Annotated in this window: 28 protein-coding genes; 19 read left to right on the forward strand and 9 right to left on the reverse strand. The window is 39.7% G+C overall.

Annotated elements, in window-relative coordinates; genetic code table 11:
- The first annotated feature begins 11 nt into the window (after positions 1 to 11).
- Entirely contained in the window at positions 12 to 656 is a 645-nt protein-coding gene (locus tag GEZ85_RS04260) for a TetR/AcrR family transcriptional regulator (protein ID WP_153209756.1), read from the forward strand.
- Between the two features lie 94 nt (positions 657 to 750).
- Here the strand turns inward: GEZ85_RS04260 and gdhA are convergent, their stop codons facing one another.
- On the reverse strand, positions 751 to 2,097 hold the full coding sequence (gene gdhA, locus GEZ85_RS04265; protein WP_084926486.1) for an NADP-specific glutamate dehydrogenase: 1,347 nt from the start codon (positions 2,095 to 2,097) through the stop codon (positions 751 to 753).
- Between the two features lie 227 nt (positions 2,098 to 2,324).
- On the opposite strand from gdhA, the gene GEZ85_RS04270 reads away from it, so the two are divergent.
- From GEZ85_RS04270 to GEZ85_RS04300, 7 genes are all read left to right on the forward strand, one after another.
- Positions 2,325 to 3,260, forward strand: coding sequence for a dihydroorotate oxidase (locus GEZ85_RS04270; RefSeq protein ID WP_084926485.1), 936 nt, complete (start codon positions 2,325 to 2,327; stop codon positions 3,258 to 3,260).
- 32 nt (positions 3,261 to 3,292) lie between these two features.
- Positions 3,293 to 4,330, forward strand: a complete 1,038-nt coding sequence (gene holA / locus GEZ85_RS04275) for a DNA polymerase III subunit delta (RefSeq protein ID WP_084926484.1) — start codon at positions 3,293 to 3,295, stop codon at positions 4,328 to 4,330.
- 168 nt (positions 4,331 to 4,498) lie between these two features.
- Positions 4,499 to 5,104 carry a superoxide dismutase SodA gene (gene sodA / locus GEZ85_RS04280; RefSeq protein WP_020903212.1) on the forward strand — a complete coding sequence of 202 codons (606 nt, stop codon included), beginning with the start codon at positions 4,499 to 4,501 and terminating at the stop codon, positions 5,102 to 5,104.
- Positions 5,105 to 5,259: 155 nt separating this feature from the next.
- Positions 5,260 to 5,790, forward strand: coding sequence for a YutD family protein (locus GEZ85_RS04285; RefSeq protein WP_153209757.1), 531 nt, complete (start codon positions 5,260 to 5,262; stop codon positions 5,788 to 5,790).
- 20 nt (positions 5,791 to 5,810) lie between these two features.
- Positions 5,811 to 6,896 (forward strand): dual-specificity RNA methyltransferase RlmN, encoded by a 1,086-nt coding sequence (gene rlmN / locus GEZ85_RS04290; RefSeq protein WP_000804760.1) that lies wholly within the window; start codon positions 5,811 to 5,813, stop codon positions 6,894 to 6,896.
- Positions 6,896 to 7,378, forward strand: a complete 483-nt coding sequence (locus GEZ85_RS04295) for a VanZ family protein (RefSeq protein WP_125442855.1) — start codon at positions 6,896 to 6,898, stop codon at positions 7,376 to 7,378. The genes rlmN and GEZ85_RS04295 overlap by 1 nt, the downstream gene beginning before the upstream one ends.
- A 1-nt stretch (position 7,379) precedes the next feature.
- On the forward strand, positions 7,380 to 8,921 hold the full coding sequence (locus tag GEZ85_RS04300) for an ABC-F family ATP-binding cassette domain-containing protein (RefSeq protein WP_000025378.1): 1,542 nt from the start codon (positions 7,380 to 7,382) through the stop codon (positions 8,919 to 8,921).
- Positions 8,922 to 8,975: 54 nt separating this feature from the next.
- Here GEZ85_RS04300 and GEZ85_RS04305 read toward each other — a convergent pair whose 3' ends face one another.
- From GEZ85_RS04305 to GEZ85_RS10210, 4 genes are all read right to left on the reverse strand, one after another.
- The gene (locus GEZ85_RS04305; RefSeq protein ID WP_153209758.1) at positions 8,976 to 9,779 is read right to left on the reverse strand and encodes a peptidylprolyl isomerase; all 804 of its coding nucleotides are present in this window, start codon (positions 9,777 to 9,779) and stop codon (positions 8,976 to 8,978) included.
- 176 nt (positions 9,780 to 9,955) lie between these two features.
- Positions 9,956 to 10,180 carry a helix-turn-helix transcriptional regulator gene (locus GEZ85_RS04310; RefSeq protein ID WP_153209759.1) on the reverse strand — a complete coding sequence of 75 codons (225 nt, stop codon included), beginning with the start codon at positions 10,178 to 10,180 and terminating at the stop codon, positions 9,956 to 9,958.
- Between the two features lie 2 nt (positions 10,181 to 10,182).
- Complete coding sequence (locus tag GEZ85_RS04315; protein WP_153209760.1) at positions 10,183 to 10,779, reverse strand: hypothetical protein; 597 nt, start codon at positions 10,777 to 10,779, stop codon at positions 10,183 to 10,185.
- Positions 10,780 to 11,155: 376 nt separating this feature from the next.
- Complete coding sequence (locus GEZ85_RS10210) at positions 11,156 to 11,299, reverse strand: hypothetical protein (RefSeq protein WP_192851466.1); 144 nt, start codon at positions 11,297 to 11,299, stop codon at positions 11,156 to 11,158.
- A gap of 177 nt (positions 11,300 to 11,476) precedes the next feature.
- Here GEZ85_RS10210 and rpsP point away from each other — a divergent pair, with 177 nt between their 5' ends.
- The 7 genes from rpsP to GEZ85_RS04350 all read left to right on the forward strand — a co-directional run bounded on the left by rpsP (position 11,477) and on the right by GEZ85_RS04350 (position 14,879).
- Positions 11,477 to 11,749, forward strand: coding sequence for a 30S ribosomal protein S16 (gene rpsP / locus GEZ85_RS04320; protein ID WP_000268760.1), 273 nt, complete (start codon positions 11,477 to 11,479; stop codon positions 11,747 to 11,749).
- A gap of 19 nt (positions 11,750 to 11,768) precedes the next feature.
- A complete protein-coding gene (gene kphA / locus GEZ85_RS04325; protein ID WP_000379617.1) occupies positions 11,769 to 12,008 on the forward strand; it encodes an RNA-binding protein KphA in 240 nt (79 codons plus the stop codon).
- A 44-nt stretch (positions 12,009 to 12,052) separates the two neighbouring features.
- The gene (locus tag GEZ85_RS04330) at positions 12,053 to 12,385 is read left to right on the forward strand and encodes a MazG nucleotide pyrophosphohydrolase domain-containing protein (protein WP_024057004.1); all 333 of its coding nucleotides are present in this window, start codon (positions 12,053 to 12,055) and stop codon (positions 12,383 to 12,385) included.
- Between the two features lie 97 nt (positions 12,386 to 12,482).
- Entirely contained in the window at positions 12,483 to 13,271 is a 789-nt protein-coding gene (locus GEZ85_RS04335) for an alpha/beta fold hydrolase (protein ID WP_153210069.1), read from the forward strand.
- A 30-nt stretch (positions 13,272 to 13,301) separates the two neighbouring features.
- Positions 13,302 to 13,820: a ribosome maturation factor RimM gene (rimM, locus tag GEZ85_RS04340; RefSeq protein ID WP_153210070.1), complete on the forward strand. Its 519-nt coding sequence runs from the start codon at positions 13,302 to 13,304 to the stop codon at positions 13,818 to 13,820.
- On the forward strand, positions 13,810 to 14,529 hold the full coding sequence (gene trmD, locus GEZ85_RS04345; RefSeq protein ID WP_153210071.1) for a tRNA (guanosine(37)-N1)-methyltransferase TrmD: 720 nt from the start codon (positions 13,810 to 13,812) through the stop codon (positions 14,527 to 14,529). Before rimM ends, trmD begins: the two co-directional genes overlap by 11 nt.
- An 11-nt stretch (positions 14,530 to 14,540) precedes the next feature.
- Entirely contained in the window at positions 14,541 to 14,879 is a 339-nt protein-coding gene (locus GEZ85_RS04350) for an ATP cone domain-containing protein (RefSeq protein ID WP_001196041.1), read from the forward strand.
- Between the two features lie 30 nt (positions 14,880 to 14,909).
- On the opposite strand, the gene GEZ85_RS04355 is transcribed toward GEZ85_RS04350, so the two are convergent.
- Entirely contained in the window at positions 14,910 to 15,230 is a 321-nt protein-coding gene (locus tag GEZ85_RS04355; RefSeq protein ID WP_153210072.1) for a hypothetical protein, read from the reverse strand.
- 98 nt (positions 15,231 to 15,328) lie between these two features.
- Between GEZ85_RS04355 and GEZ85_RS04360 the strand changes: the two genes are divergently transcribed.
- Positions 15,329 to 15,544 carry a YdbC family protein gene (locus GEZ85_RS04360; RefSeq protein WP_000807422.1) on the forward strand — a complete coding sequence of 72 codons (216 nt, stop codon included), beginning with the start codon at positions 15,329 to 15,331 and terminating at the stop codon, positions 15,542 to 15,544.
- 53 nt (positions 15,545 to 15,597) lie between these two features.
- Here GEZ85_RS04360 and GEZ85_RS04365 read toward each other — a convergent pair whose 3' ends face one another.
- Both GEZ85_RS04365 and gor read right to left on the reverse strand, forming a co-directional pair.
- The gene (locus tag GEZ85_RS04365) at positions 15,598 to 16,134 is read right to left on the reverse strand and encodes a biotin transporter BioY (protein ID WP_153210073.1); all 537 of its coding nucleotides are present in this window, start codon (positions 16,132 to 16,134) and stop codon (positions 15,598 to 15,600) included.
- A 194-nt stretch (positions 16,135 to 16,328) separates the two neighbouring features.
- Positions 16,329 to 17,675, reverse strand: coding sequence for a glutathione-disulfide reductase (gor, locus tag GEZ85_RS04370; RefSeq protein ID WP_153210074.1), 1,347 nt, complete (start codon positions 17,673 to 17,675; stop codon positions 16,329 to 16,331).
- Between the two features lie 290 nt (positions 17,676 to 17,965).
- On the opposite strand from gor, the gene GEZ85_RS04375 reads away from it, so the two are divergent.
- The 3 genes from GEZ85_RS04375 to GEZ85_RS04385 are packed head-to-tail and all read left to right on the forward strand — an operon-like array spanning position 17,966 to position 21,114.
- A complete protein-coding gene (locus GEZ85_RS04375; protein ID WP_322741430.1) occupies positions 17,966 to 19,168 on the forward strand; it encodes an efflux RND transporter periplasmic adaptor subunit in 1,203 nt (400 codons plus the stop codon).
- Positions 19,152 to 19,853, forward strand: a complete 702-nt coding sequence (locus GEZ85_RS04380) for an ABC transporter ATP-binding protein (RefSeq protein WP_153210076.1) — start codon at positions 19,152 to 19,154, stop codon at positions 19,851 to 19,853. Before GEZ85_RS04375 ends, GEZ85_RS04380 begins: the two co-directional genes overlap by 17 nt.
- Position 19,854: 1 nt before the next feature.
- Entirely contained in the window at positions 19,855 to 21,114 is a 1,260-nt protein-coding gene (locus tag GEZ85_RS04385; protein WP_153210077.1) for an ABC transporter permease, read from the forward strand.
- Positions 21,115 to 21,155: 41 nt separating this feature from the next.
- Here the strand turns inward: GEZ85_RS04385 and GEZ85_RS04390 are convergent.
- A partial coding sequence (locus tag GEZ85_RS04390; RefSeq protein WP_137996421.1) for a transposase occupies positions 21,156 to 21,373 on the reverse strand: 218 nt, incomplete at its 5' end.

Raw genomic sequence — 21,373 nt, forward strand, 5'->3', positions numbered from 1 at the left:
AGGTGCTAGCGATGGAAAGTTTAGAACAAAAGTATGCTCAGACGTTAGAAGTTAGCAACTTGAGCTTGAAACAACGTCGAGTATTATTATCAAGCTTAAAATTATTCTCAGAAATTGGATTTGAGAATACAACGTCCAGCCTTATTGCCGAACGCGCTGGAGTGTCAGAAGGAACTGTTTTTAGTTACTTTAAAACAAAGGAAGGTATTTTAGAAGTCATTTTATCTACTTTTCTAGAACAGGTTATTCCAGAAGTGATTGCGGATTTCTCAGAAAAGAAATTCACAGTAGATCAAGAAACTTTTCCCTTCTTTTTAAAAAGTATTGTTAGAGATAGGCTCTTTTTCATTCAGGAGAATCAAATGCATGTTAAAATTCTCTTGGGGCGTTCTTTTATTGATCAAAATCTTTCTATCCAGTTAGGAAATATTATTGTTCAATCTATAATAGAACCAATTAGCCCTGTTTTGAATCAATTTAAAGAAAAAGGACTTATTCTAAATTGGTCAAATGAAAGAATTGTTCGATACATTTTAGCATTGAGTTTTTCTTATCTTATTCCCATGATGTTGAATGATGAAGGAACTATAAACATAGATGAAGTAGTTGATGAAATTGTTGAATGTTTGTCATCTGCCTTAATGAAAGTAAAATAAATTCTGATGTTAAAACTCACTGTTAATGGTGAGTTTTTTTGAACCCAATATAAAAATCCCCAATCAGAGTGATTGAGGATTGAGCAAATGAATCTTAAACAATACCTTGTGCAATCATAGCATTTGCTACATTTTCAAAGGCAGCAATGTTAGCTCCTGCAAGGTAGTCTTTATCAAGACCGTATGTTTCTGAAGTTGTTTTAGCTGTGTTGAAGATGTTTGTCATGATGTCTTTGAGACGTCCATCAACTTCTTCACGAGTCCATGAGAGGCGAAGGCTATTTTGGCTCATTTCAAGGGCTGAAACGGCTACACCACCAGCGTTGGCAGCTTTGGCAGGTCCGTAGAAGATACCATTTTCTTTGTAAACTTTGATGGCATCAAGGTCACTTGGCATGTTGGCACCTTCAGATACACAGATAACTCCTTGAGCAACCAAACGTTGAGCTGCTTCACCGTTGATTTCGTTTTGAGTAGCACATGGAAGCGCAATGTCATAGTTTCCAGCGTAAGTCCAAACAGAACCTTCGTGGTAGCTTGCAGTTGCTTTTTCAGCGGCATACTCAGTCAAACGAGCACGACGTTTTTCTTTAACATCTACTAAAAGATCGAAGTCGATACCATTTTCATCGATGACATAACCATTTGAGTCAGAGACAGAGATAACAGTTGCACCAAGTTCAGTTGCTTTTTGAAGAGCGTATTGAGCTACGTTACCAGAACCTGAGATAACAACTTTCTTACCAGCAAAGCTGTTGCCGTTAGCTTTAAGCATTTCTTCAGTGTAGTAAACCAAACCGTAACCAGTTGCTTCTGGACGAATCAAGCTACCACCAAATCCAAGAGGTTTACCAGTCAAGACACCAGCATCAAATTGGTTAAGGCGTTTGTATTGACCGTAAAGGTAACCAATTTCACGTCCACCAACACCGATATCACCAGCAGGTACGTCAAGTGATGGTCCGATGTGTTTTTGCAATTCAGTCATGAAGCTTTGGCAGAAGCGCATCACTTCAGCATCTGTTTTACCTTTAGGATCGAAGTCTGATCCACCTTTACCTCCACCGATTGGAAGTCCAGTCAAGACGTTTTTGAAGATTTGTTCAAATCCGAGGAATTTCAAAATCCCTTGGTTAACAGTTGGATGGAAACGAAGTCCGCCTTTGTATGGTCCAACAGCTGAGTTGAATTGAACACGGTAACCACGGTTTACTTGAATTTTTCCATCACGGTCAACCCAAGGAACACGGAAAGAAATCACGCGCTCTGGCTCAGTAATACGTGCCAAGATATTTTCTTCGATATACTCAGGGTGTTTTTCAAATACAGGTTCCAAAGTGTTGAAAAATTCTTCAACAGCTTGGAGGAATTCAGCCTCGTGCCCGTTACGAGCTTTTACAGTTTCAAACACGCTTTGGATATATTCTTTAGCAGATGTCATATCGTTCTCCTTAAATTCTAATTTAATTATGTGTGTCATTATAGCAGAATTTTTTTTAACTGTAAAGAGAAAAACAAAAATTTTCTAAAAATTCTATCAATTTAGTTTTGAGACTTTTTGAAAATAGATAAAAAACGAACCTTTTTCTTGTAAATATCTTTCTCAAAGAGAAAATCTGAAAATATGGTATAATATTAGCAATAAAAGGAATCTGGAGGATCAGAATCATGGTATCAACAAAATCACAAATTGCTGGTTTTGAGTTTGACAATTGCTTGATGAATGCAGCAGGTGTGGCTTGTATGACGATAGAGGAGCTGGAAGGGGTTAAAAACTCAGCGGCAGGAACCTTTGTGACCAAGACAGCGACCTTGGACTTTCGTCAGGGAAATCCTGAGCCACGCTATCAAGATGTTCCCCTTGGTTCTATCAACTCTATGGGATTACCGAATAATGGCTTAGATTATTATTTGGACTATCTTTTGGATCTGCAGGAAAAAGAGCCGAACCGGACTTTCTTCTTATCTCTAGTTGGCATGTCTCCAGAGGAAACCCATACTATCTTGAAAAAAGTCCAAGAGAGTGAGTTTCGTGGTCTGACTGAGCTAAACCTCTCCTGTCCAAATGTTCCAGGTAAACCTCAGATTGCCTATGATTTTGAGACAACAGACCGGATTTTGGCAGAGGTATTTGCCTACTTCACCAAACCTCTTGGAATTAAATTACCACCATATTTTGATATTGTTCACTTTGACCAAGCGGCAGCTATTTTCAATAAGTATCCTCTTAAGTTTGTCAACTGCGTCAACTCTATCGGAAACGGCCTTTATATAGAAGATGAGTCCGTCGTTATTCGTCCTAAAAATGGTTTCGGCGGGATTGGGGGAGAGTACATCAAACCGACTGCTCTAGCCAATGTTCACGCCTTTTATCAACGCTTAAACCCTCAAATCCAAATTATCGGAACAGGTGGCGTTCTGAGCGGTCGTGATGCCTTTGAACATATCCTCTGTGGAGCAAGTATGGTGCAGGTGGGAACAACTCTTCACAAAGAAGGCGTCGGTGCTTTTGACCGCATTACTAATGAACTGAAGGCAATCATGGCGGAAAAAGGGTACGAGAGCCTAGAAGATTTCCGTGGGAAATTGCGCTATATTGATTAAATTCATTAAAAAATCAGAAGAAAGGAGAGACGATGCTAGCTATTGAAGAAAGTCAGAAGTTGACTTTATCAAATTTACCTAGTCTGAGCCTATTTACAGGGACAGATCAGGGTCAGTTTGAAGTTATGAAGAGTCAAGTATTGAAACAGATTGGTTATGATTCTGCTGACCTCAACTTTGCCTACTTTGATATGAAAGAAGTAGTTTACAAAGATGTAGAACTGGAGTTGGTCAGCCTTCCTTTCTTTGCAGATGAGAAAATCGTGATATTGGATCATTTTGTCGATATCACGACTGCTAAAAAACGCTTTTTGACAGATGATGAGCTTAAGTCATTTGAGGAATACCTTGACAATCCTTCACCAACAACCAAGTTGTTAATCTTTGCAGAAGGAAAGCTGGATAGTAAAAGACGGTTGGTTAAATTACTTAAGCGTGATGCCAAGGTCTTTGATGCAGTAGAAGCCAAAGAACAAGAATTGCGCCAGTATTTCCAAAAGTGGAGTCAGAAAGAAGGTCTGCAGTTTACCAATCATTCTTTTGAAAATCTCCTCATCAAGTCGGGTTTTCAATTTAGCGAAATCCAGAAAAATCTCCTCTTTTTACAGTCCTATAAGTCAGATGGGGTGATTGAGGAAAAGGACATTGTCGAGGCAATTCCCAAGACCTTGCAGGACAATATTTTTGATTTAACTCAGTTTATTCTGACTAAAAAGATGAACCAGGCGCGAGATTTGGTTAGAGACTTGACCTTGCAAGGGGAAGACGAAATTAAGCTCATAGCTGTCATGCTAGGACAATTTCGGACTTTTACTCAGGTGAAAATTTTATCGGACTCTGGCCAAACAGAATCTCAGATTGCAAGTAGTTTAGGCAGCTTTCTCGGACGCAATCCCAATCCATATCAAATCAAGTTTGCGCTGAGAGATGCGCGAGGACTTTCCTTGAGCTTTTTGAAGCAAGCTATTTCTTATTTGATTGAGACAGACTATCAGATTAAAACAGGTCTTTATGAAAAAGGTTTCCTTTTTGAAAAGGCACTCTTACAGATTGCTAGTCAGGTCAATTGATACTATCTGAAAAATTTTTTAACCCGCGTCAGGATTATCTTGTCGTGGGTTTCTTGCTGATTTTATTCGAAAGTATCTCAGTGAATTTCTTATCTATAAGCAAAAAACTTGAAAAAAGTGAATGTTTGCGTTATCATTTTCATATAGAAAGAAAAAGAGGTATTACAGATGGCTATTATCTTACCAGATCTTCCATATGCATACGACGCTTTGGAACCATACATCGATGCGGAAACAATGCACTTGCACCATGACAAACACCATCAAACTTATGTCAACAATGCTAATGCAGCTCTTGAAAAACACCCTGAGATCGGTGAAGACCTTGAAGCCTTGCTTGCTGATGTAGAATCTATCCCAGCTGATATCCGTCAAGCGCTTATCAACAATGGTGGTGGACACTTGAACCACGCTCTTTTCTGGGAATTGATGACTCCTGAGAAAACAGCTCCTTCAGCAGAACTTGCAGCAGCAATCGATGCAACATTTGGTTCATTTGAAGACTTCCAAGCAGCCTTCACTGCAGCAGCAACAACTCGTTTTGGTTCTGGCTGGGCATGGTTGGTTGTCAACAAAGAAGGTAAACTTGAAGTGACTTCAACAGCAAACCAAGACACACCAATCTCAGAAGGTAAAAAACCAATCTTGGGCTTGGACGTTTGGGAACATGCTTACTACGTGAAATACCGCAACGTGCGTCCTGACTACATTAAAGCTTTCTTCTCAGTAATCAACTGGAATAAAGTAGATGAATTGTACGCAGCTGCTAAATAATGATAGTTGGAGGGAAGAATTGTTCTTCTCTTTTTAAGGTTATATTATTTGGTCTGACAAAATCGTCAGACTTTTTTCATTTTTATGAGAAACGTGCTAACTGCTAGAAATTATGGTAGAATAAAGTATTAAGTAATCGTGGAAAAAGGATATCTATGCGAAAAGAAATTGCACCTGAATTATACAACTATAACAAGTTTCCTGGTCCTGAGTTTCATTTACACGGGGACAAGGTTGAAACGGAAGGGATAGCTTTTTCCTTGGTGGAAAATATCAAGGATGCCTTTGATGTGACGGCTTTTAATCAGCGTTTCTCAGAAGTCTTAACCAAGTTTGATTATATCGTGGGAGACTGGAGCAACGAACAGCTTCGCCTACGAGGTTTTTACAAGGATGATCGAACAGAAGAAAAACTAGAAAAAATCAGTCGTTTACAAGACTACCTTTTAGAGTATTGTAGTTATGGTTGTGCCTATTTTGTCTTAGAAAATGAAGCCCCTAAGCGAGCATCGTTTGACAAGAAAATGCGTAAGAAGGAAGAAGAACCACCTTCTAGAAAAGGAAAGAAACCGGCTCAAACCAAACGAAAACCGAATGCAGATAAGAAAAATAGACGTCGTCAGAAAGACCAGCATTCTCAGAAAGAGGACAAGGGGCAACGTCATTTTGTCATTCGTCAGAAGTGAGTAGAGAATAAGGAGAAGAAATGAAACCGTCAATTTATAGTTTAACACGTCAAACCATGCAGGAATGGGTTTTGGAGCAAGGAGAAAAGAAATTCCGTGCAGACCAAATTTGGGAATGGCTTTACCGTAAACGTGTCCAGTCATTTGAAGAGATGACCAACCTGTCAAAGGATTTGATTGCTAAGCTTAATGACCAGTTTGTGGTCAATCCCTTGAAACAACGTATCGTTCAAGAGTCTGCTGATGGGACAGTTAAATATCTTTTTGAATTGCCAGATGGAATGCTGATTGAGACAGTACTCATGCGTCAACACTATGGTTTGTCAGTCTGTGTGACCACTCAGGTCGGCTGTAATATCGGTTGTACCTTCTGTGCTTCTGGTTTGATTAAGAAGCAACGTGACCTCAATAATGGAGAAATCGTAGCGCAAATCATGCTGGTTCAGAAATACTTTGATGAGCGTGGTCAGGACGAACGCGTCAGCCATATTGTTGTCATGGGAATTGGTGAACCATTTGATAACTACAACAATGTCTTGAATTTCGTTCGTACTATCAATGATGACAAGGGAATGGCCATCGGTGCTCGTCACATTACGGTTTCAACCTCAGGTTTGGCCCATAAAATTCGTGATTTTGCTAATGAAGGAGTTCAGGTCAATCTTGCCGTTTCCCTTCATGCACCTAATAATGAACTGCGCTCAAGCATCATGAAGATTAACCGTGCCTTTCCGATTGAAAAACTCTTTGCTGCTATTGAGTACTATATCGAAACAACCAATCGTCGTGTAACCTTTGAGTATATCATGCTCAATGAAGTAAATGACGGTGTAGAACAAGCCTTAGAATTGGCTGAATTGCTCAAGAACATCAAGAAATTGTCTTATGTCAACTTGATTCCTTATAACCCAGTTAGTGAGCATGACCAATATAGCCGTAGTCCTAAAGAGCGCGTCCTGGCCTTCTATGATACGCTTAAGAAAAAAGGGGTCAACTGTGTTGTTCGTCAAGAGCATGGTACAGATATTGATGCAGCTTGTGGACAATTGCGCTCTAACACAATGAAACGTGACCGCCAGAAAGCAGTCGCAGCAGTCAATCCTTAATGATGAAGAAAACTTATAATCATATTTTGGTTTGGGGAGTCATTTTCTATAGCATTTGTATCGTCTATTTTTGCTTTACTCCTCAAGAACATTCTCCCGTGGGAGTGGAAACTCCAGGTATTCAGCATCTTGGACGCCTGGTTTTTCTTTTGACTCCTTTCAATTCTCTCTGGAAACTGGGCGAAGTGAGTGATGTAGGACAATTATTTTGGATTTTTTTACAAAATATCCTCAATGTCTTCTTGCTTTTTCCTCTTGTTTTCCAACTCCTTTATCTCCTTCCAAACTTGCGGAAAACAAAAAAGGTGCTACTTTTTAGCTTTCTAGTGAGTCTTGGAATTGAGTGTACGCAGTTAGTCTTGGACTTTGTCTTTGATTTTAATCGCGTCTTTGAGATTGATGATTTGTGGACTAATACCTTGGGTGGCTATTTGGCTTGGTTCCTCTATAAACAATTACATAAAAACAAGATAAGGAATTAAAATGAGTATTTTAGAAGTTAAAAATTTGAGTCACGGTTTTGGTGACCGTGCAATTTTTGAAGATGTGTCCTTCCGTCTCCTAAAGGGAGAACATATCGGCCTGGTCGGTGCCAATGGTGAAGGAAAATCAACCTTTATGAGCATCGTGACTGGTAAGATGTTGCCAGATGAAGGGAAGGTTGAGTGGTCTAAATATGTGACTGCTGGTTACTTGGACCAGCACTCCGTCCTTGCTGAAGGGCAGTCGGTGCGTGATGTTCTCCGTACGGCCTTTGATGAGCTGTTTAAAGCTGAAGCTCGTATCAATGACCTTTATATGGAAATGGCTGAAGACGGAGCGGATGTTGATGCTCTCATGGAAGAAGTGGGAGAACTTCAAGACCGTCTGGAGAGTCGTGATTTCTATACCTTGGATGCTAAGATTGACGAAGTAGCGCGTGCCCTTGGTGTCATGGACTTTGGCATGGATACAGATGTAACCTCTTTGTCAGGTGGGCAAAGAACTAAGGTACTTTTGGCTAAACTCCTCCTTGAAAAGCCTGATATCTTGCTGTTGGATGAGCCGACCAACTACTTGGATGCTGAGCATATTGATTGGCTTAAGCGCTATCTCCAAAACTATGAAAATGCATTTGTCCTTATTTCACATGATATCCCATTCCTGAACGATGTGATTAATATTGTCTACCATGTGGAAAATCAACAGTTGACACGATACTCTGGTGACTACTACCAGTTCCAAGAAGTCTATGCTATGAAGAAATCTCAGCTAGAGGCTGCCTACGAACGTCAGCAGAAAGAGATTGCGGACCTCAAGGACTTCGTGGCTCGAAACAAAGCGCGTGTTGCAACACGAAATATGGCCATGTCTCGTCAGAAGAAATTGGATAAGATGGATATTATCGAACTCCAAAGTGAGAAACCAAAACCATCCTTTGATTTCAAACCGGCTCGTACGCCAGGGCGCTTTATCTTCCAAGCCAAGGATTTGCAAATTGGTTATGACCGTCCTCTTACTAAGCCTTTGAATCTTACCTTTGAACGCAATCAAAAGGTTGCTATTATCGGTGCCAACGGTATCGGGAAAACAACTCTCTTGAAGTCTCTCTTGGGGATTATTCCGCCAATTGCTGGGGAAGTTGAACGCGGTGATTATCTAGAACTTGGTTATTTTGAACAGGAAGTAGAAGGCGGTAATCGCCAAACACCACTAGAGGCTGTCTGGAATGCCTTTCCTGCCCTTAACCAAGCAGAAGTCCGTGCAGCCCTTGCTCGTTGCGGTTTGACAACCAAGCATATTGAAAGCCAAATTCAGGTCTTGTCAGGTGGGGAACAAGCCAAGGTTCGTTTTTGTCTCTTGATGAATCGTGAAAACAATGTTTTAGTGTTGGACGAGCCAACCAACCACTTGGATGTGGATGCCAAGGATGAACTCAAACGTGCTCTTAAAGAATACAAGGGATCCATTCTTATGGTCTGCCACGAACCAGACTTCTATGAAGGCTGGATGGACCAAATCTGGGATTTTAATAATTTAACTTAAGAATGAGGATAAAAGAAATACAGTACCGAATGTGGATACTGTATTTTTTGGTTTTTAAGATTTAAAATTGTAGTCTTTCACCACTTCGATGCTGTCGATTGTGATAGCAGTAGTTGGCTTGTCTTTTTCATCTTTTTCGGCTTTAGCAATCTTATCTACAACATCCATACCGTCAATCACTTGACCAAAGACTGGGTGTTTGCCATCTAGACTAGGGTTTCCACCTTCTTTGTAGGCTTCGATGATTTTCTTTGGATACTTGCTTGTAGGGAGTTTAGCAGAGGTATCTGTAGAGTTTTGGTTGATGAAAAATTGGCTACCGTTGGTGTTTGGTTGACCAGTATTAGCCATAGAAAGAGCACCACGGATGTTATAGAGATAAGGAGTAATCTCGTTTTTGAAACCAGTTCCCTTATCTTTAGTCTTATCCTTGTCATGCCAGATGGACTGACCACCTGTACCGTCCCCTTTTGGATCTCCAGTTTGAACCATGAAGCCATCGATGACACGGTGGAAGGTAATGCCGTTATAGTATCCTTCTTTGGCATGAGTTAGGAAATTCTCAACTGCTAGAGGTGCTAACTTTGGAAAAAGTTTGATACGGATGTCCCCTTGACTTGTGTGGAGAATCACTTCGGCTTCATCTTCAGCTACTTCCTTGGAAAGTTGAGGGAAGTTGGCATTTTCGTTTGTCAAAGCATCATTTAATTCCTTGGTAGATTGGGCAGCTGCTTTGGAGCTTTCTTCAGCAGCAAGACTGGAATCAACATAGTCATCACCACGCAGACTGCGTTGAATGCTGCTACACCCAGCTAAGGCTACAGTGGACAGTAAAAGAAGGGTTGCTAGTTTTTTCATTCTGATCCTTTCAAAAATTCATTTCTACCATTGTACCCTAAAAGGAAGGAGATTTCAAATATTAGTGACAAGGTAGTTTTAGAGAAAGTCAATCCAAAAATCGCTTGCTTAGAGATTTTTCTTTTGGCTTCAATTCCTAATTAATCAATGAACTTAATACTAGGTCTCGAAAAGAATTATGCTTCCTCTTTCTGTCTGAGTTCAAAGAGGTCTTCTACTTTCATATTAAAAACTTGAGCAATTTTAAGAGCCATTTCCAGCGAAGGGTTGTAACGGTTATTTTCCAAGTGCAGAATTGTCTCGCGTCGCATGCCGATGAGGTCGGCTAATTCCTGCTGGGTCATGCCTGTGGACTCACGAACAGATTTGAGATTAGTAATAATCTTGCTTTCTTTGGCCATGTTTATCCTCTACGTTCCAAGATAATATAGACAACCGAAAAGATGAAAATCAAGGCAGCTATGCTAATAAATATCTGTCCCATGTAAAGAGTGAGAGACCCCATATACCCAATGATAACTGCTAGGATCATCAGTGCGCCTAGTATAAAAACAAACATCAAGCTAGCTGCCTTGGCTAAATTAGCATAAAAGCGTTCGTCCGGAGTTTCCTTGACATTTTTCAAACAGAAAAAACCAAATACAATCACTTCAATAACGAGGCCAATTCCCAAAATCCATTCTTTAATACCAGAACTTACGCTTGGGGTCGCAACCCAAATCCCTACTGTATAAAAAATGCTTGCTGCAAAAAAAAGTATCGTGTAAAGCTTAGCAGACAAGTCAAAAATAGTCTTTCCCTTACTTTTCTGACTCTTATGAGGCCATGGTTTCTTATGTAGCCAGCCCCAAATAGCTACAATCTGACCTAACACTGAAATACCAGCAATAACTAACTTGGGTTCCCAACTAAGATTAGAACCAAATAAAACAATAAAATCAATAAAGAGAGCTACGGCAATCATTGCAATGAGGCCACGCATTTTTTGACTTTTTTTCATGATAGACTCCTTTTTGTGTTATAAATATATAACACTTAAATTTTATGTTATAAATATATCACATTTAAATTTGGAAAGCAAGAATTTATGTGCCAAGGTGGCAATTATTTGAAAAAATTTTTTAATAAAAGCCCTTGATAGTCAAACAATTAAAGAATTCTTTGAAGCAATGCATCGGATTTGGTTTGGATAGTTTTGTTAATAATATTTGATGATAAAGAATTTTTGGAAAATCTAGATACTGTATGAATCTCTACTTTTTTCTTAGACTGTTATAAAGTCTGTCAGAATAAGCTTTATAGGTGTAGAAGTTAATTTTTACAGAACTAAACTATTCCCCTATTTATAATCTATTAATTCATATTTTATAAATTAATTAGTAGATATCATTCTTAAAATCCTTGATATTTCGCTTGGGAGCAGGCTTGGGATTTAGGAGCCAAGTATCCAAATCTCGTTCAGGCGATATGAAGGGCTTGACTTGATGGTCTTTATAAAATGTTTCTAAAATAGTATTCACGGATAGCCTCTTTCAAACATTTATTTCCTACTTCTAACAAATTTCTAAATGGTTTAAAAATTTTATAGTCTGTCAAGTTTTTTTCTTGACACCTGCCAGAAATCTGCTATAATAGAACATGTGCTAAATAGCTCAGCTATTTCACCGAAATAAAAAATAAGAAAAGAGACTTTAAAAATGGCAGTTAAAATCCGTTTGACTCGTATGGGTTCTAAGAAAAAACCTTTCTACCGTATCAACGTAGCAGATTCACGTTCACCACGTGACGGACGTTTCATTGAAACAGTTGGAACTTACAACCCACTTGTTGCTGAAAACCAAGTAACTTTGAAAGAAGACCGCGTTCTTGCATGGTTGGCTGATGGAGCTCAACCTTCAGACACAGTACGTAACATCCTTTCAAAAGAAGGCGTATTGAAAAAATTCCACGATTCTAAATTCTCAAAATAAGTTTAAAGTAGGTTGACAGATGGATACGATTGAAAATCTCATTATTGCGATTGTGAAACCCTTGATTTCACAACCAGATGCCTTAACTATCAAGATTGAAGATACACCAGAATTTTTGGAATATCATTTGGATCTTGATCAAAGCGATGTGGGTCGTGTAATCGGTCGTAAGGGTCGCACTATTTCTGCGATAAGAACGATTGTCTACTCTGTCCCAACTGAAGACAAAAAAGTAAGAATCGTTATTGACGAAAAATAAGAAGGGCGGGACGAATGTCTCGCTTTTTTTGCGAGGAGCAGGATATGAAGGATTTAACGTTTAGACAATTACAAGACTACTTACTCGAACATTACCAGCAGTCTCGGACTGAGGAAGGTCTTTTTATCAAGCTAGTGGAGGAAGTCGGAGAAGTAGCCGAAGTTTTGAATGGGCGCTCTGGTCGAAAAGAGGGCGTTCAGGATTCGAACGAGGAACTAGCAAAAGAACTGGCTGATATCATTCACTACACCGTCGCAATCGCAGCCATCAACCATATTGACCTAACTAAAACCATCTTTGAGAAAGACAAAACTGCAGCCATTAAGTACCAACATGAACGTGATTTGGAAGGATTTTTGAAGGAATTCGAGAGTTGACATACTTTTTCTCCAACTTGAGAAAATCCTTGGAACGTGATAAAATAAAGGATAAGGATTTTTTATAATTCATTATACAGAATGAGTGGATTTCTTTATGAAGAGGATTGAAGTATCTACAGAAATTGGTTGTCTCTCTGTTACTTATCAAAAGCAAAAGAAAATGCTAGTTTGTTTAAGTGGTGCAGGTTTGCTACCAAGTTATGAAAATTTTTCACTTATACTTGAAAAACTTCCTCCTACAATTGGTTATTTGACAATTGATTTTCCGAACACAGGTAGGAGTCCGATTCATGACCAAGCTGGAAAAAATCTAGATAATCTTGCAGATGCGGTTTATGAAGTACTTGAAGAATTAGGGATTTCTGAATATATACTTTGTGTACATAGTTTGAGTGGAATTTTAGCTTGTAAATTGCTCAACAAACCAATTAAGTGTCAGGCTTTAGTAGCAATTGAACCGACAACTAAAAACGTCATGTTTGCTGATTTTTCAGAAAATCCTTATCCAGAAATGGAAGAGCAGATGAGGCTGATTGAGGAGTGTGGTCCTGAATTTTATTTTAAGAACTTAACTCAAGCAACATTTAGCCCTGAAATTAATAAAGAAATCTGGGAAATAATGCAAGAAAAAGGCTTAGAGTTGGAAAATCAAGATTCAGAATTTCAGATATCTGGAGAGATTACTGAGGAAGATTTTGAGAATTTATCAATACAATCTCATGTCCCTGTATTTATTTTTTGTCAGCCTTATAGAGAAAAAGAGTACAGAGAATCAGAATATTGGACTTCCAATACTAAACTCATTTTAGGAGGGAATCACCATTATTTACAATGGTCAGAATCAGAAAAAATTGTGACTATTATTCGAGAATTATCCGAATAAGATGGAAAGAAATAGACTACAGGAGACAAGATGAACTACTTTAATGTTGGGAAAATCGTCAATACGCAGGGGTTGCAGGGTGAGATGCGAGTCTTGTCTGTGACGGATTTTGCAGAAGAACGGTTTAAAAAAGGGGCTGAGCTGGCCTTGTTTGATGAAAAAGATCAGTTTGTTCAAACAGTAACTATTGCTAGCCACCGTAAACAGAAGAACTTTGACATTATTAAATTCAAAGATATGTACCATATCAACGCTATCGAAAAGTATAAAGGTTACAGTCTCAAGGTTGCTGAGGAAGATTTGAACGATCTAGATGATGGTGAATTCTACTATCACGAGATTATTGGTATGGAAGTCTATGAGGGTGATAACTTGGTTGGAACCATCAAGGAAATCCTGCAACCAGGTGCCAACGATGTCTGGGTGGTCAAGCGAAAAGGCAAGCGTGACTTGCTCTTGCCTTATATCCCACCAGTGGTTCTCAATGTTGATATTCCAAATAACCGCGTCGATGTGGAAATCTTAGAAGGGTTAGACGATGAAGATTGATATTTTAACCCTCTTTCCAGAGATGTTTTCTCCACTGGAGCACTCAATCGTTGGAAAGGCACGTGAAAAAGGGCTCTTGGATATCCAATATCATAATTTTCGAGAATATGCTGAAAAGGCGCGCCATGTCGACGATGAGCCCTACGGAGGCGGTCAGGGGATGTTGCTCCGAGCCCAACCCATTTTCGATGCCTTTGACGCTATTGAAAAGAAAAATCCGAGAGTGATTCTCCTCGATCCTGCTGGAAAGCAGTTTGATCAGGCTTATGCTGAGGATTTGGCTCAAGAGGAAGAGCTAATCTTTATCTGTGGGCACTATGAGGGTTATGATGAGCGAATTAAGACCTTGGTGACGGATGAGATTTCCTTAGGAGATTATGTCTTAACTGGAGGAGAGTTGGCAGCTATGACCATGATTGATGCTACAGTACGCCTGATTCCAGAAGTGATTGGCAAGGAGTCTAGCCACCAAGATGATAGTTTTTCTTCTGGCCTTCTTGAATATCCTCAGTACACACGTCCCTATGATTATCGAGGCATGGTTGTCCCAGATGTTCTGATGAGCGGGCACCATGAAAAGATTCGTCAGTGGCGCCTGTATGAGAGTTTAAAGAAAACCTACGAGCGCAGACCGGATTTGCTTGAACATTATCAACTGACAGCAGAAGAAGAAAAAATTCTGGCAGAAATCAAAGAAAACAAAGAATAAAGGAGAAACCTATGCAAGTAATCAAACGTGATGGCGAAATTGCTGAATTTAATCCAGATAAGATTTACCAAGCCATCTTAAAGGCAGCCCAGACTGTCTATGTATTGACAGATGATTTGCGTCAAAACCTTGCACAAGTCACTAAGAAAGTCGTTTTGGATTTAGAAGAGGCAAAGGTAGAACGTGCTACCATCAGCATGATTCAGTCTATGGTTGAACATCGTTTATTGGGTGCAGGTTACATTACCATTGCTGAACACTACATTTCCTATCGTTTACAACGTGACTTGGAAAGAAGTGGTTACGGAGATCATATCGCCGTTCATTTACATTTTGAACAAGTTCGCTAAGAAAAAAGAGTGGGATGAAGCAACTACATCTCACTCTTTCTTAAATCTATTTTTTTGGGCTGTTTGGACGGTTGAAGGGACAAATCGTAGGCGTTGAATATCGCTTATACGGATAATACGGGTCACATTTTTGGCGAAATTTTTCACGATAATTTGTTGGCGTTGCTGATCGTATTTGATGATATCACCTGTAAAACTTGTCTCAGACAAGATAAGGTGAACAGCAGTTTGTTTCTGGACAGCCTCTTCAATAGTGGCTGTAAGGGAGTTACTTTCAGTCTGGTCAGGTTGGTCATGTCCATTTAAAAAGTCATGTATTTTATCTAAAACTTGCTGGAATTTATGTCTCATATTGGCCTCCCTTCTTTTATATCAATATTATATAAAATTTTCCTAAAATCTACAAGATTTTACGAATAAACTAATGAAAGCTAAAAAAGGAGAAGAAAATGGCAGAATTTACATTTGAAATCGAAGAGCACTTGCTGACTCTTTCTGAAAACGAAAAAGGTTGGACCAAGGAAATCAACCGTGTGAGCTTTAATGGTGCCCCTGCAAAGTTTGATATTCGTGCTTGGAGTCCAGATCATACTAAAATGGGCAAAGGGATTACTCTCTCCAATGAAGAATTTCAAACGATGGTGGATGCCTTTAAAGGCAACTAAGTTTTCAAAATGAAAGAAAAGGATATTGAGTCATGATAACTCGATATCCTTTTTTAGTTAGCAAAGTAAGATTGATTTTTAAGGCGTTGAAGTAGGGGACGGCTAATAAAACTAATAGCAATAATTTTACCAAGATCTGGGATGATAAAGGGAAGAACCCCCACCACAAGAGCTTTTTCAAATGCCATTCCAGCTAGGAAATGCAAGCTTAGAATCCCGCCGATAAAGACAAGGGCATCACCCAAGAGGTTTGCAAGAAAAATCTTGATAACACCACTCTTGCTGTTAGTTAGGGAAGAAGTAAGTCCAGAGTATACAAGATAAAACCAAAGATAGCCTGCAGTAGGACCAACTAACGCCTGCAATCCAGCTCCACCTCCTGCAAAGACAGGAAGACCGATAGCACCTAGAAGAAGATAGAGTCCAACAGAAAGTACAGCCTCTCTCGGTCTGAAGACAGTAGCAATCAAGCCGATTGCAAAGTTTTGCAGAGTGAAGGGAACAGGTCCAATTGGAAGACTGATTTGTGCCAAAACAGCAATGAGAGCAGCTCCAATAGCGGGGATAGCATAAACATGAGCTTTTTTCAAAATAGTTAACCTCTTTTCTGATGTATAGTAACTATTATACTCGTAGAGTAATTATTGTCAACCAATTTTTTAAAACAAGGTAACAAAAACTGTAACGGCCGATTTGCTGACTAATTAAGTTGGATAATTATTTTGTTGATTCGAAAATATCAAAAAAGAAGCAGACACATTTGTATCAGCTTCTTTTGTTTCGATTAACGCATAGTTACAAATTCTTCAGATGCAGTTGGGTGAATCGCCACAGTTGCATCAAAGTCAGCCTTGGTTGCTCCCATTTTGATAGCAACAGCAAATCCTTGGATCATTTCATCAACACCGTAGCCAATTCCATGAAGTCCGACAACTTTTTCTTCTGAACCAGCTGTGATCAATTTGAAACGTGTTTCTTGACGGTTGCAAGTGCAAGCAGAGTACATAGAAGTAAAGCTTGATTTGTAAACCTTGATTTGGTCTTGACCGTATTCTTTAATAGCTTGCTCTTCTGTCAAACCAACCGTTCCGATAGCAGGGTGTGAAAAGACAACAGTTGGAATAGTTGTGTAGTCCATTTTTGCAGTTGTTTTGCCGTTAAAGAGACGTTCAGATAAAGTACGTCCAGCCTTGATAGCAACTGGAGTCAGTTCTTTTTCGCCTGTTACATCACCTAAAGCGTAGATTCCCTCAACAACAGTATTTTGGTATTCATCTACTTGGATAAAGCCACGTTCATTCAGAGTCACTCCAGCTTTTTCAAGTTGCAAGCCCTTAACGTTTGGACGGCGACCTGTAGCCCAGATAACTTGGCTAGCTGTGTGACTAGTACCATCTTCGAAATGAATGGTAATGCCCTCAGCAGTTTTTTCTAACTTGGCAGGGACTTTGTGAGTATGAAGTGGTAAGTTTGTTCTTTCCATTTCCTTGACCAAACCTTCAACGATGTAAGAATCAAAACCACGTAAAGGACGATCGCGGCGAACAAAGAGGTCTGTCTTGACACCAAAAGTGTGGAGCACGCCAGCCAATTCAACGGCGATATAACCCGCGCCTAGAATAGCAACTGACTCTGGCAATTCTTCCCAAGCAAATACATCATCAGAAGAACCACCTAGCTCAGCACCAGGAATATTTGGAATACTTGGATGGGCACCAGTAGCAATCACGATATGTTTAGCACGAATCAGTTCACCATTTACGCTGACAGTATGAGAATCAACAAATTCAGCATGACCTTCAATCAGGTCTACGCCGTTGCGTTTAAAACTGCCATCATAAGAAGAACGAGCGCGATCAATGTAGGCTTCACGATTACGACGTAGGGTTGCAAAGTCAAAGTTAAGATCAGTAGTCTTAAAGCCGTAGTCTTCTCCAAATTGATGGAAAGTCTCAGCGATTTGTGCCCCGTACCACATGATTTTTTTAGGAACACAACCGACGTTGACGCAAGTTCCACCTAGTTTCTTTTCCTCAATAACGGCTGCTTTAGCTCCGTGTTCACCAGCACGGTTCATGGTAGCAATTCCTCCGCTACCACCACCGATAGCAATGATATCGTATTCTCTCATTGAAAACTCCTTTATACTCTGTGAAATAGTAGAGTGTCATTTTTTGATAGTCATATTCTATCTTTTTTTTGATTTGATTGCAAAAATCCGCTACGTTCAAAAAAATTAAAGAAAAGGCTTGCAAAAAGGAAAAATAAAGTGTATTATATAACTATTACAATGGTAATAAAAATAGATTCCGAACAATAATCAAATCCCGAAATGTCATTATTTCGTTCTGAACTGTTATTGTTTATATTTGCTAATTTTTATATAATATTGTTAAGGACTTTAAATCAAAAAGGAGTTTCATTATGAAGAAGAATCGTAAAGCTAAAAAGTGGCAATTGTATGCAGCAATCGGTGCTGCAAGTGTAGTTGTATTGGGTGCTGGAGGGATTTTACTATTTAGACAACCTTCTCAGACTGCTGTAAAAGATGAGGCTACTCATCTTGTTGTTGCCAAGGAAGGAAGCGTGGCATCCTCTGTTTTATTGTCAGGGACAGTAACGGCAAAAAATGAACAATATGTTTATTTTGATGCTAGTAAGGGAGATTTAGATGAAATCCTTGTTTCTGTGGGGGATAAGGTCAGCGAAGGGCAGGCTTTAGTCAAGTACAGTAGTTCAGAAGCACAGGCGGCCTATGATTCAGCGAGTCGAGCAGTTGCGAAGGCAGATCGTCATATCAACGAACTCAACCAAGCACGAAATGAAGCAACTTCAGCTCCGGCTCCACAGTTGCCAACACCAACAGGAGGCGAAGGAGCTGCAGCGCAAACTCCAGTCGCAGGTAATTCAGTATCTTCAATTGACGCTCAATTGGGTGATGCTCGAGATGCCCGTGCAGATGCAGCGGCACAATTAAGCAAGGCTCAAAGTCAGTTGGATGCAATGACGGTTCTCAGTACCTTAGAGGGAACTGTGGTCGAAGTCAATCGTAACGTTTCCAAATCTCCAACAGGAGCAAGCCAAGTGGTAGTTCATGTCGTAAGCAATGAAAACTTGCAAGTTAAGGGTGAACTATCTGAATATAACCTTGCCAACCTCTCTGTAGGACAAGAAGTAACCTTCACTTCTAAAGTGTACCAAGATAAGAGCTGGACTGGTAAGATTAGCTACATTTCTGACTACCCTAAAAACAATGGCGAAGCAGCAAGTGCAGCGGCTACCACAGCAGCTGGTAATTCTGGCTCTAAATATCCATATACCATTGATGTTACAAGTGAAATCGGTGATTTGAAACAAGGATTTTCAGTAAGTGTTGAGGTCAAGAATAAGAGTAAAGCCATTTTGGTTCCTCTAACAAGTGTTGTTACTGAAAATGATAAGAACTATGTCTGGGTGCTTGACGAGCAGAAAAAGGCCAAGAAAGTAGAAGTTGGTTTGGGCAATGCTGATGCAGACAACCAAGAAATCACATCAGGTCTGACAAATGGAGTCAAGGTCATCAGTAACCCAACGTCTTCTCTAGAGGAAGGAAAAGAGGTGAAGGCTGATGAAGCAACTAATTAGTTTAAAAAATATCTGCAGAAGCTACCGTAACGGTGACCAAGAACTGCAGGTTCTCAAAAACATCAACCTAGAAGTGAATGAGGGTGAATTTGTTGCTATCATGGGACCATCTGGTTCTGGTAAGTCCACTCTCATGAATACGATTGGGATGTTAGATACACCAACCAGTGGCGAATATTATCTTGAAGGCCAAGAAGTAGCTGGACTAGGTGAAAAACAACTAGCCAAGGTCCGTAACCAACAAATCGGTTTTGTATTTCAACAGTTCTTTCTTCTATCCAAACTCAATGCTCTACAAAATGTAGAATTGCCCTTGATTTACGCAGGAGTTTCGGCTTCAAAACGCCGCAAGTTAGCCGAGGAATATCTAGATAAGGTTGAATTGACAGAACGTAGTCACCATTTGCCTTCAGAATTATCTGGTGGTCAAAAGCAACGTGTAGCTATTGCGCGTGCCTTGGTAAATAATCCTTCTATTATCCTAGCCGATGAACCGACAGGAGCCTTGGATACCAAAACAGGTAATCAAATCATGCAACTATTGGTTGAACTAAATAAAGAAGGAACAACCATTATCATGGTAACGCATGAGCCTGAGATTGCTGCCTATGCTAAACGTCAGATTGTCATTCGCGATGGAGTTATTTCATCTGATAGTGCTCAGTTAGAAAAGGAGGAAAACTAAGATGCAAAATCTGAAATTTGCCTTTTCATCCATTATGGCCCACAAGATGCGTTCTTTTCTCACTATGATTGGGATTGTTATCGGTGTTTCCTCAGTTGTTGTGATTATGGCTCTAGGTGATTCCATGTCTCGTCAGGTCAATAAAAACATGACCAAGTCACAGAAGAATATTCATGTTTTTTTCTCGCCAATTAAAAGTAAAGATGGTTCTTTTACCCAAAAACAATCAGCTTTAACAGTTTCTGGGAAAGAAGAGGAAGTTTTTGTTGAACCACCAAAACCTCAAGAAGCTTGGGTCAAGGAAGTTGCTAATCTCAAGGGAGTGGATAGCTACTATTTAACCAACTCGATGAATGTTACCTTAACCTATAAGGATAAAAAGGTCGAACATGCTAACATGACAGGTGGAAATGTCACTTATATGGATGCGGTCGAAAATGAAATCATTGAAGGTCGTGGTCTTAGAGAGCAAGATTATAAAGATTTTGCAAGTGTGATTGTCCTAGATGATGAACTAGCCAAGAGCCTTTTTGGTTCAGCAAAAGATGCACTCAATCAGATTGTTGAAGTAAATGAAATCAGCTACCGTGTTATTGGTGTCTATGAAAGTAAAGAAGCTAAGGCTGCAAAAACCTTTGGAGTCGGAGGACTACCAATTACGACTAATATTTCTCTTGCGGTCAATTTTAACACAGACGAGATTTCAAATATTGTCTTTCGTGTTAATGATACCAGCTTGAGCCAGACTTTGGGGCCAGAGTTGGCAAGAAGAATGACGGAGATTGCTGGTCTCCAACAAGGGGAGTATCAGGTAGCAGATGCAACAGAAGCCTTCAACGAAGTTCAACAAATGTTCGGCTTTATAACTACGATTATTAGTGCCATTGCGGGGATTTCCCTCTTTGTTGGTGGTACCGGTGTTATGAACATTATGCTTGTTTCGGTGACAGAGCGTACCCGTGAGATTGGTCTCCGTAAGGCTTTGGGTGCAACACGTGCTAATATTTTAATTCAGTTTTTGATTGAATCCATGATTTTGACCTTGCTTGGTGGAGTCATTGGTCTAACCATTGCGACAGGCTTAACCGCTATAGCTGGCCTACTTTTACAAGGTTTGATTGCGGGTATAGAAGTAGGAGTATCAATCCCAGTTGCCCTATTTAGTCTTGCAGTTTCGGCTAGCGTGGGTATGATTTTTGGAGTTTTGCCAGCCAACAAGGCATCGAAACTTGATCCAATTGAAGCCCTTCGTTATGAATAGAATAAACGGCTCTTTGTCAACTGTAGTGGGTTGAAGAAAAGCTAAGCTCGAGAAAGGACAAATTTCGTCCTTTCTTTTTTGATGTTTAGAGCGATAAAAATCCTTTTTTTGAAGTTTTCAAAGTTCCGAAAACCAAAGGCATTGCGCTTGATAAGTTTGATGAGATTATTGGTCGCTTCTAATTTGGCGTTTGAATAGGGTAGTTGAAGGGCATTGACAATTTTCTCTTTGTCCTTTAGAAAGGTTTTAAAGACAGTCT

It is taken from the genome of Streptococcus mitis (assembly GCF_009496205.1).
Taxonomy (GTDB): Bacteria; Bacillota; Bacilli; order Lactobacillales; family Streptococcaceae; genus Streptococcus; species Streptococcus mitis_BN.

Bases quoted from the DNA above. Each gene is read 5' to 3' on its own strand.
- sodA (WP_020903212.1), top strand. From the start codon at position 4,499: ATGGCTATTATCTTACCAGATCTTCCATATGCATACGACGCTTTGGAA.
- rimM (WP_153210070.1), top strand. From the start codon at position 13,302: ATGAACTACTTTAATGTTGGGAAAATCGTCAATACGCAGGGGTTGCAG.
- GEZ85_RS04310 (WP_153209759.1), bottom strand. From the start codon at position 10,180: ATGGCCAAAGAAAGCAAGATTATTACTAATCTCAAATCTGTTCGTGAG.
- GEZ85_RS04330 (WP_024057004.1), top strand. From the start codon at position 12,053: ATGAAGGATTTAACGTTTAGACAATTACAAGACTACTTACTCGAACAT.
- GEZ85_RS04300 (WP_000025378.1), top strand. From the start codon at position 7,380: ATGAGTATTTTAGAAGTTAAAAATTTGAGTCACGGTTTTGGTGACCGT.
- gor (WP_153210074.1), bottom strand. From the start codon at position 17,675: ATGAGAGAATACGATATCATTGCTATCGGTGGTGGTAGCGGAGGAATT.
- GEZ85_RS04360 (WP_000807422.1), top strand. From the start codon at position 15,329: ATGGCAGAATTTACATTTGAAATCGAAGAGCACTTGCTGACTCTTTCT.
- kphA (WP_000379617.1), top strand. From the start codon at position 11,769: ATGGATACGATTGAAAATCTCATTATTGCGATTGTGAAACCCTTGATT.
- GEZ85_RS04295 (WP_125442855.1), top strand. From the start codon at position 6,896: ATGATGAAGAAAACTTATAATCATATTTTGGTTTGGGGAGTCATTTTC.
- GEZ85_RS04355 (WP_153210072.1), bottom strand. From the start codon at position 15,230: ATGAGACATAAATTCCAGCAAGTTTTAGATAAAATACATGACTTTTTA.
- GEZ85_RS04285 (WP_153209757.1), top strand. From the start codon at position 5,260: ATGCGAAAAGAAATTGCACCTGAATTATACAACTATAACAAGTTTCCT.
- gdhA (WP_084926486.1), bottom strand. From the start codon at position 2,097: ATGACATCTGCTAAAGAATATATCCAAAGCGTGTTTGAAACTGTAAAA.
- GEZ85_RS04270 (WP_084926485.1), top strand. From the start codon at position 2,325: ATGGTATCAACAAAATCACAAATTGCTGGTTTTGAGTTTGACAATTGC.
- rpsP (WP_000268760.1), top strand. From the start codon at position 11,477: ATGGCAGTTAAAATCCGTTTGACTCGTATGGGTTCTAAGAAAAAACCT.
- GEZ85_RS04385 (WP_153210077.1), top strand. From the start codon at position 19,855: ATGCAAAATCTGAAATTTGCCTTTTCATCCATTATGGCCCACAAGATG.
- GEZ85_RS04260 (WP_153209756.1), top strand. From the start codon at position 12: ATGGAAAGTTTAGAACAAAAGTATGCTCAGACGTTAGAAGTTAGCAAC.
- GEZ85_RS04350 (WP_001196041.1), top strand. From the start codon at position 14,541: ATGCAAGTAATCAAACGTGATGGCGAAATTGCTGAATTTAATCCAGAT.
- GEZ85_RS04335 (WP_153210069.1), top strand. From the start codon at position 12,483: ATGAAGAGGATTGAAGTATCTACAGAAATTGGTTGTCTCTCTGTTACT.
- GEZ85_RS04380 (WP_153210076.1), top strand. From the start codon at position 19,152: ATGAAGCAACTAATTAGTTTAAAAAATATCTGCAGAAGCTACCGTAAC.
- trmD (WP_153210071.1), top strand. From the start codon at position 13,810: ATGAAGATTGATATTTTAACCCTCTTTCCAGAGATGTTTTCTCCACTG.
- rlmN (WP_000804760.1), top strand. From the start codon at position 5,811: ATGAAACCGTCAATTTATAGTTTAACACGTCAAACCATGCAGGAATGG.
- GEZ85_RS04315 (WP_153209760.1), bottom strand. From the start codon at position 10,779: ATGAAAAAAAGTCAAAAAATGCGTGGCCTCATTGCAATGATTGCCGTA.
- holA (WP_084926484.1), top strand. From the start codon at position 3,293: ATGCTAGCTATTGAAGAAAGTCAGAAGTTGACTTTATCAAATTTACCT.
- GEZ85_RS04305 (WP_153209758.1), bottom strand. From the start codon at position 9,779: ATGAAAAAACTAGCAACCCTTCTTTTACTGTCCACTGTAGCCTTAGCT.